At 74.3% G+C, this 7,892-nt stretch carries 7 protein-coding genes; 2 read left to right on the top strand and 5 right to left on the bottom strand.

Annotated features, from left to right (window positions below; genetic code table 11):
- Window positions 1–36: 36 nt before the first annotated feature.
- Window positions 37–915 carry a sulfurtransferase gene (locus ACFU7Y_RS35255; protein WP_224280248.1) on the bottom strand — a complete coding sequence of 293 codons (879 nt, stop codon included), beginning with the start codon at window positions 913–915 and terminating at the stop codon, window positions 37–39.
- Between the two features lie 238 nt (window positions 916–1,153).
- Here ACFU7Y_RS35255 and ACFU7Y_RS35250 point away from each other — a divergent pair, with 238 nt between their 5' ends.
- The gene (locus ACFU7Y_RS35250; protein ID WP_380770806.1) at window positions 1,154–1,897 is read left to right on the top strand and encodes a VOC family protein; all 744 of its coding nucleotides are present in this window, start codon (window positions 1,154–1,156) and stop codon (window positions 1,895–1,897) included.
- Between the two features lie 13 nt (window positions 1,898–1,910).
- On the opposite strand, the gene ACFU7Y_RS35245 is transcribed toward ACFU7Y_RS35250, so the two are convergent.
- The 4 genes from ACFU7Y_RS35245 to ACFU7Y_RS35230 all read right to left on the bottom strand — a co-directional run bounded on the left by ACFU7Y_RS35245 (window position 1,911) and on the right by ACFU7Y_RS35230 (window position 7,362).
- Complete coding sequence (locus tag ACFU7Y_RS35245; protein WP_380770805.1) at window positions 1,911–2,567, bottom strand: thymidine kinase; 657 nt, start codon at window positions 2,565–2,567, stop codon at window positions 1,911–1,913.
- A gap of 61 nt (window positions 2,568–2,628) precedes the next feature.
- Window positions 2,629–3,816 carry an alkaline phosphatase family protein gene (locus ACFU7Y_RS35240; protein WP_224280242.1) on the bottom strand — a complete coding sequence of 396 codons (1,188 nt, stop codon included), beginning with the start codon at window positions 3,814–3,816 and terminating at the stop codon, window positions 2,629–2,631.
- 44 nt (window positions 3,817–3,860) lie between these two features.
- Window positions 3,861–4,457 (bottom strand): DUF5998 family protein, encoded by a 597-nt coding sequence (locus ACFU7Y_RS35235; RefSeq protein ID WP_224280238.1) that lies wholly within the window; start codon window positions 4,455–4,457, stop codon window positions 3,861–3,863.
- 91 nt (window positions 4,458–4,548) lie between these two features.
- Entirely contained in the window at window positions 4,549–7,362 is a 2,814-nt protein-coding gene (locus tag ACFU7Y_RS35230) for a GNAT family N-acetyltransferase (protein ID WP_224280236.1), read from the bottom strand.
- A gap of 227 nt (window positions 7,363–7,589) precedes the next feature.
- On the opposite strand from ACFU7Y_RS35230, the gene ACFU7Y_RS35225 reads away from it, so the two are divergent.
- Window positions 7,590–7,871: an HPr family phosphocarrier protein gene (locus tag ACFU7Y_RS35225; RefSeq protein ID WP_049653316.1), complete on the top strand. Its 282-nt coding sequence runs from the start codon at window positions 7,590–7,592 to the stop codon at window positions 7,869–7,871.
- The last annotated feature ends 21 nt before the right edge of the window (window positions 7,872–7,892 follow it).

Below are 7,892 nucleotides of genomic sequence, written 5' to 3'. Positions count from 1 at the left end.
GGCCGGGCCTCCCGCCCCTGCGGCGTACCCGAAGGATCAGCCCGGCTGCTCGGTGACCGCCACCGGGCGCGAACCGTCACTCGACCACTCGCTCCACGAGCCCGGGTACAGCGTGGCCGGCAGGCCCGCCACCTCCAGCGCCAGGATCTGGTGCGCCGCCGTCACGCCCGAACCGCAGTACACCGCGGTCTCCCGCTCCCCCGCACCCAGCGCCCGGAACCGGGCGGCCAGCTCGACGGCCGGCAGGAACCGGCCGTCCGGGCCCACGTTCCCGGCCGTCGGCGCCGAGACCGCGCCCGGGATGTGCCCGGCCCGCGGGTCCACCGGCTCGGTCTCGCCCCGGTAGCGCTCCCCGGACCGGGCATCCAGCAGCAGTCCGCTGCGCGCCCAGGCTGCGGCACCGTCCCCGTCCACCGTCGGCAGCTGCCCCGGCACCGGCCTGAAGTCGCCCTCCCCGGGCTCCGGCAGCTCGGCCGTCACCGGCAGCCCGGCCGCCTGCCAGGCCGCGAAACCGCCGTCCAGCACCCGGACGTCCCGGTGACCGGCCCAGCGCAGCAGCCACCAGGCCCGGGCCGCCGCCATCGAAGCCGCGCCGTCGTACACCACGACCGGGCGCTGCGCGCCCACCCCGAAGCGGCGCATCGCCGCGCCGAACTCCTCCGGGTCGGGCAGCGGGTGGCGCCCGCCCCGGCCGGGGGCGCCGGGCGGGGCGGCCAGGTCCCGGTCCAGATCGACGAAGTGGGCGCCGGGCAGGTGACCGGCCCGGTACTCCTCGGCCGCGGTCGGGCCGCCCGGCGCGGCACCGACCAGCTGGTAGCGCACGTCCAACAGCACCGGCGGCAGCGCGGAGGCGAGCGCCTCGCGCAGCTCGGCCGCGGAGATCAGCGGGGAACCGTCGTTGTAGGTGGTGGTCATGGCGGCCATTGTCGCGCAGCCCGGCCCCGGCGGCGGGCCATCCGGATCCTCCCGTGGCCCGGTCCGGGGGAACCGCCGGAATCCGCAGGACACGCCCGACCCACCGCTCTTTGGTGGGGTCTTTGCCGGACTTTCCGCGCGGCCCGAGGGTTGGGCGCCCGCCAGGGTGGAAGCATCACCCTCGCGCGCGAGGATTTCCGTGCGCCAACCACCCACGAGGAGGCCCGCATTGCCCGCGGTGGAACTCCGACTGGCCCAGGGCACGCCCTGCTGGGTCAGCCTGCTGACCGACGACCTGCCCGGCGCCCGCGCCTTCTACGGCGCACTGCTCGGCTGGACGTACACGCCCGGGCCCGGCCAGCTCGGCGACTACGTCCGGGCCGAGCTCGACGGGGCGCCGGTCGCCGGCCTCGGCGTCTCCACCGCCACCGGCTTCCCGGTGCAGTGGACCACCTACTTCGCCGTGGACGACGCCGACCGCACCGCCCAACTCGTCCGCGAGTGCGGCGGAACCGTCGCCGTCGGACCGCTCCAGGCCGAGCACGCCGGGCGGATGGCCATCGCCGCCGACGTCTCCGGCGCGGTCTTCGGCCTCTGGCAGGGCGAGGAGCACCTCGGCCGGGAGGCCGGCCGCGAACCGGGCGCCCCGGCCTGGGCCGAACTGCTCACCCCCGACGCGGAGGGCGCCGCGGCCTTCTACTCCACCGTGCTCGACCGCCCGGTCCGCTCCGCCCCGGGCGAGACCGCGCTGCTGGTGCACGGGCGGCCGGTCGCTGGCATCCGGCACCACGCCGAGCTGCGCGGCCACCCGACGCGCTGGCGCACCCACTTCGCGGTCGGCGACGCCGCGCTGACCGCCCGTCACGCCGTCGAGCTCGGTGGCCGGGTCCTGGTCGAACCGCACGACACCATCCGCGGCCGCGCCGTCCGGCTGACCGACCCGCAGGGCGGGCACTTCTCCGTACTGGAGGTGCTCCCCTAGACCGCCCCGGCCCTCAGGCCTGCTGCTCCTCGAAGGGCAGCACGTCCGGGGAGAGCACCGAGACGCGCGCCGTCGCGGAGGTCAGCCGCCGGCGGTGGTGGCGGCGGCACAGCACCTCGTAGCCCACCTCGTCCTGGTCCACCGAGATGTCGCCGACCACCACCTGGGCGCCCTCGACCACCATCACCCCGCCGACCGTCCGGGCGTTGTGGGTGGCCCGCGCACCGCACCAGCACAGCGCCTCGACCTGGAGCACCTCCACGCGGTCGGCCAGCTCGATCAGCCGCTGCGAGCCCGGGAACAGCCGGGTGCGGAAGTCGGTGGTGATGCCGAAGGTGTAGACGTCGATGTCCAGTTCGTCCACCACCCGGGCCAGCTGGTCGACCTGCTCGGCGGCGAAGAACTGCGCCTCGTCGCAGATCAGGTAGTCCACCCGGCCGCCGGCCGAGAGCCGCTGCACCACGTGCGCGTGGAAGTCGAAGTCGTCCGTCACCTCGACCGCGTCGGCGCGCAGGCCCAGCCGGCTGGAGATCGTCGCCGCGCCTGCCCGGTCGTTGCGGGTGAGGATCAGGCCCTGCCGGCCGCGCGCGGTGTGGTTGTGGTCCATCTGCAGCGCCAGCGTCGACTTGCCGCAGTCCATCGTGCCCGAGAAGAACACCAGTTCAGCCATGGGTGGAGCAAAGGCCTTTCAAATCAGGGAAGTTCGGGCACAGATAAGTCAAGTACACAGCTCAGCCGCGGACTTCGAGCAGCGGCACGAACTGCTCGACCGGGGTCATCGAACCGTGCAGACCGATCATCGCGGACTCGCCGGGCTCGTTGCGGGAAGCGACGATCGCGATGTCGTCGCGCGCCGCGGCGACCACGTCGCCGATCCGGGCGTACACCCGCTCGTCCACGGCCGGGCCGAACCAGCCTGCCGCGATCGCCTGGTCCCGGGTGGCCACCCACATCCGGTCGCCCAGCACCTCGCTCCAGACCGCGTGCACGTCGGCCGCGGCCCCCGGCACCGCGTACACGTGCCGGGCCCGGCCCTCGCCGCCGAGCAGGGCGACACCGGCGCCCAGCTCCCAGTCCTCGTCGAAGTCGATCCGGTCCTCCGGCGCGATGTCGATCATGCCGTGGTCGGCCGTCACGTACATCGCCGAGCGCGGCGGCAGCTGCCCGGCCAGCCGGCGGGCCAGCCGGTCCACCGCGTCCAGCGTCATCCGCCACTCGTCCGAGTCCACCCCGAAGCGGTGACCCGCACCGTCCAGCTCGCTGACGTAGGTGTACACCAGCGCCCGGTCGTGCTCCGCCAGCCAGGAGGCCGCCAGGTCCATCCGCTCCTCGCCCGTGGTGCGGCCGAGGAAGGTGCCGCCGGACAGGGCCACCCTGGTCAGCGGGGTCTGGGCGAACAGCGGGGACGAGACCTGGGCGGTCGCCACCCCGGCCTGGTGGGTGCGCTCGAAGACCGTCGGGTACGGCTGCCAGGCGTGCGGCTCGGTCGGCGGCTGCCAGCGCAGCTGGTTCATCAGGTAGCCGGTGCCCGGCACCGCCACCGTGTACCCGGCCAGGCCGTGCAGGCCCGGCGGCGTGCCGGTGCCGACCGAGGCCAGCGAGGTCGCCGTGGTGGACGGGAAGCCCGCGGTCAGCGGACGGCCGCTGCCGCCCAGCGAGCTCCCGACGAGCGAGGACAGGAACGGCGCGTACTCGGGGTGGCGCAGCAGCAGCTCCCAGCCCAGGCCGTCCACCAGGAACACCACCACCCGGTCCGCCGGGGCGATCGGGAGGGTCGCGGTGAACCCGGGGACGCCCAGGCCCGCCGCCACCGAGGGCAGCAGGTCGCACAGCGAGCCGCTGCCGTACGGGGGCGCGGGGGCCGTGGTCGGGTCAAGGATCTCGAAGGCGTCGTAGCCGTCGGCAGGAACGAAGGACATGGAACCGGATTCGTAGCGGTACGGTCGGTCGGGAACGGCGGAGCTCAGACCCGCGGGCCGTTGCTGATCGTCGCGTCGGACAGCGCCCGGGCGAACACCAGCGCCTGGGCCACCGTCTCCGGGCCGTCGCCGGCCTCGCTCACCCGCAGTGAGAGGTCGTCAGCCGTGGCCGAGCCGGTGTAACCGTGGTCCGCCTCGCAGTTCGGGTCCGAGCAGCCGGCCGGCTCCAGGTCCAGGCGCTGCACCGCACCCCAGCCGATCGTCAGCACCACCTCACGCGGCAGGGTACCCGGGGTGTACGTCTCCGGGTTCGCCACCATCCGGCTCACCACGACCGAACCGATCCGGTCCAGCCGGACGCTCTCCGTCGACGTCGTCGCGAACGGCACCGCCGGGCTGCCCTCGGCCCCGGACTGCTCGTCCGTATGGCTCACCACGAACCGGGTCGGGGTGAGCACCAGCACCGTCACGTGCCGGCGCACCTCGTTGGCGTCGAAGGTCGTCTCCTGGTGCACCAGGTAGGAGCTGATCGGCTCCGGGCCCACCGCGGACTCGACCGCCTCGGACACCAGGGCCGGGTAGTAGCCGCTGCGCTCGATCGCCGAGCGCAGGTCCTGAGTGGTGGTACCGGTCTTCGCCATATCTCCATCCTGGCATGGTCCGCCGACGAAGCGGGCGGCACGGCGCCGAGCTTCGGACAACAGCGCCCGGGCAGGGCGCAACCAAGGAAGGTTACAGCGTGCTCATCGCGCGCGGGCCCAGATCGCTGCGGACCGGCAGGGGCGCGACCCGTACCCGTGCCCCCAGGATCGCCAGCCCGTGCGGGGCCACGACCACCGGTTCGAGATCCACCGAGGCGATCTCCGGTACGTCGTCCACCAGCTGTGACACCCGCAGCAGCAGCTCCTCCAGGGCGCCGGTGTCCACCGCCTCGGCGCCGCGCCAGCCGAACAGCAGCGGCGCCGCCCGGACCTCCCGGATCAGCCCGGCGACATCCTGGTCGGTGGCCGGCACCAGCCGGTGCGCCGTGTCGCCCAGCAGTTCGGCCGGGGCGCCGGCCAGGCCGAAGGAGAGGATCGCGCCGACCGCCGGGTCCACTGTGGCGGCGATCACGGTGTCCACGCCGCGCGGCGCCATCCGCTGGACCACCAGCTCGGCCTGCGCGGCGCCGCCGAGCAGCGCGTCCAGCTCGCGGTGGGCGCGGCGCAGGCCCGCCTCGTCGGTCAGGTCCAGCCGGACGCTGCCCAGGTCGGGGCGGTGGCGCAGGTGCGGGGCCGTCGCCTTGAGGGCCACCGGGTAGCCGAGCGTCCCGGCGGCTCGTACGGCGGACTCCTCGTCCGGGGCCGGCCGCACCGGCGAGACGTCGATCCCGTAACGAGCCAGCAGCTCCAGGGCCTCGGCCTCGGGCAGGACGAGCCGGGCGCCGCCGGGTTGGGTGCGCGCCGCAACCGCGGCCCGGGTGCTCAGCGCCGCCTCCACCAGCCGGCGGGCGCCGGGCTCGTCGATCCGGTCCAGCTCGGGGACGCGCGCCGTCTCCTCCGCCGCGGCCGTACGGCGGCGCCACTGCGCGTAGTGCACGGCGTGGGTGAGGGCGTGCACGGCCCGCTCGGGCGCCGCGTACGCGGGGATGCCGCCGGGGCGCAGCCTGGCCGGCAGGTCGGTCAGCGCCAGATGGGTGAGCAGCAGCGGCTTGCCCAGCTCCCGGGCCCGGCGGCCGGCGTCGAGCAGGGCGGCGGCGATCTCCGGGTCGTCCGTGCCCATCGCGGGGTCGTCCTCGCCGGTCAGCCGGCCGCCCATGAAGGCGTGCGCGGAGGTGCCGATCGGCGGGATCGCGACGGCGATCACCGCGTCCACGGCCGGGTCGGCGAGCGCGACGTCCAGGGCGATCCGGAAGTTCTCGCCGGTCGCGGCGGTGGTGAGGTCGACGGGCGCGCACGGGCGCAGGCCCGCGCTCAGCAGGGCGTCGTAGGTGAGCAGGCCGAGCGAGTCGGAGTTGCCGACCACGGCGACCCGGTCCCCCGGCGGCAGCGGCTGCTGGGCCAGCAGCTCGCCGGTGTCGTACAGCTCGGTGATGGTCGCCACCCGGGTGACGCCCGCCTGTTCGAACAGCGCGTCCACCGTGGCGTCGTGCAGGCCGGTGGCGGTGGCCGGGACGGCGTGGCCGGGCGGCAGGCTGCCGGTGTGCCGGGCACCCTTGACCACCACGACCGGCTTGACGGCGGCCAGCCGGCGGGCGATCCGGGTGAACTTGCGCGGGTTGCCGAAGGACTCCAGGTACAGCAGCACCACCTGGGTGGCCTCGTCCTCGGCCCAGTACTGGAGGAAGTCGTTGCCGGAGACGTCGGAGCGGTTGCCGACCGAGGCGAAGGAGGAGACGCCGAGGCGGCGCTTGTGGGCGGCCTCCAGCAGGGCCACGCCGATCGCGCCGGACTGGCAGAAGATCCCGAAGCCGCCACGGCCGGGAAGGCGTGGGGCGAGCGACGCGTTCAGCGGGCTCTGCGGGTCGGTGTTGATCAGGCCGAAGGCGTTCGGGCCGATCACCCGCATGCCGGCCGCACGGGCCTGGCGGACCAGCGCGCGCTGCCGGTCCCGGCCCTCCGGACCGGTCTCCGCGTAGCCGGCGGTGACCACCACCAAGCCCTGCACGCCGTGGGCACCGCACTCGGCGACGGCGACCGGGACGGCGCTCTCGGGGACGGCGATCACCGCGAGGTCCACCGGTCCGGGAATGTCCAGAATCGAACGGTGGACCGGGACGCCGTCCAGCTCGGTGCCGGGCTCGGCGTTGCGGTTCACCGCGTACACCGGCCGGTCGGCCGGGGCGCCCCCCAGCAGGTCGCGCAGGATGGCCCGGCCGACGGTCTGCGGGGTGCGGGAGACCCCGATCACCGCCACCGAGCGCGGGGTGAGCAGCCGCTGCACCGAGCGCGCCTCGGCGCGGTGCTCGCGGGCACGCATCACGGCGAGCGAGCGGTCGGTCTGTTCGAGGTCGAACTCCAGGTGCACCACGCCGTCGGCGAAGCTGCGGTGCTGGGTGTAGCCGGCGTCGGTGAAGACCTTCACCATCTTCCGGTTCTCCGGCAGCACCTCGGCCTGGAAGCGGCGGATGCCGCGCTCCTGCGCGACCGCCGCGATGTGCTCCAGCAGGGCGGAGGCCACGCCGCGGCCCTGGTGGGCGTCCTGCACCAGGAAGGCCACCTCGGCATCGGTGCCGGTCTCGGAGGGGCGGCCCTCGGCGTCGATCCGGTCGTACCGGACGGTGGCGATGAAGTGGTCCCGGACCACCACCGCGAGGCCCACCCGGTTCACGAAGTCGTGGTGGGTGAAGCGGCGGACGTCCTTGTCGGAGAGCCGCGGGTAGGGGGCGAAGAACCGGAAGTACTTGGACTGGTCCGACACCTGCTCGTAGAACTCCACGAGCCGTCCGGCGTCGGCCGGCGTGATCGGCCGGATCCGGGCCGTGCCTCCGTCACGCAGCAGGATGTCCGCTTCCCAGTGCTGCGGATAGTCGGGTTGCTCGGGGTTCACCACCGCGGGGTCTTCCACATTCGTCACATTATCCGGCGGCGAGCCGAATGGCGCCGGGCGCGTGCCCACGGCAGGGTGTACAGGGCCGTCGACCGGGGTTTATGCCCCGAAAAGAAACAATCACAAGTCCTGAACGCGGCGGTTTCCAGGGGCCGGCTGCGTGCAACACTGGTCTAGACAACATGGCCGCTTCCCCCGCTCCCCCGAGCACGGCCGTGACCAGCTTCACCGGAAAGGCACGTCTCATGGCTGAGCGCCGCGTCACCATCGGTTGGGCCGAGGGCCTGCACGCCCGTCCCGCCTCCGTCTTCGTCCGGGCCGTCACGGCCACCGGCGTGCCGATCACCATCGCCAAGCCGGGCGGCAACCCGGTGAACGCCGCCTCCATGCTCGGCCTCCTCGGCCTGGGCGCCCAGGGCGGCGACGAGGTCATCCTCGCCTCCGACGCCGAGAACGCCGACGACGCGCTCGACCGCCTCGCCAAGCTCGTCTCCGAGGGCCTCGACGAGCTCCCCGCCGCGGCCTGAGGCCTCGCAGCCGCCCGATCC

Source organism: Kitasatospora sp. NPDC057542 (genome assembly GCF_042801945.1).
Taxonomy (GTDB): Bacteria; Actinomycetota; Actinomycetes; order Streptomycetales; family Streptomycetaceae; genus Kitasatospora.
Note: the sequence above shows the minus strand (reverse complement) of the source record. Positions and strands in the feature narration are given on the sequence as shown.

Excerpts from the sequence above, each read along its gene's own strand:
- ACFU7Y_RS35255 (WP_224280248.1), bottom strand. The coding sequence starts at position 915 with ATGACCACCACCTACAACGACGGTTCCCCGCTGATCTCCGCGGCCGAG.
- ACFU7Y_RS35245 (WP_380770805.1), bottom strand. The coding sequence starts at position 2,567 with ATGGCTGAACTGGTGTTCTTCTCGGGCACGATGGACTGCGGCAAGTCG.
- ACFU7Y_RS35240 (WP_224280242.1), bottom strand. The coding sequence starts at position 3,816 with ATGTCCTTCGTTCCTGCCGACGGCTACGACGCCTTCGAGATCCTTGAC.
- ACFU7Y_RS35235 (WP_224280238.1), bottom strand. The coding sequence starts at position 4,457 with ATGGCGAAGACCGGTACCACCACTCAGGACCTGCGCTCGGCGATCGAG.
- ACFU7Y_RS35225 (WP_049653316.1), top strand. The coding sequence starts at position 7,590 with ATGGCTGAGCGCCGCGTCACCATCGGTTGGGCCGAGGGCCTGCACGCC.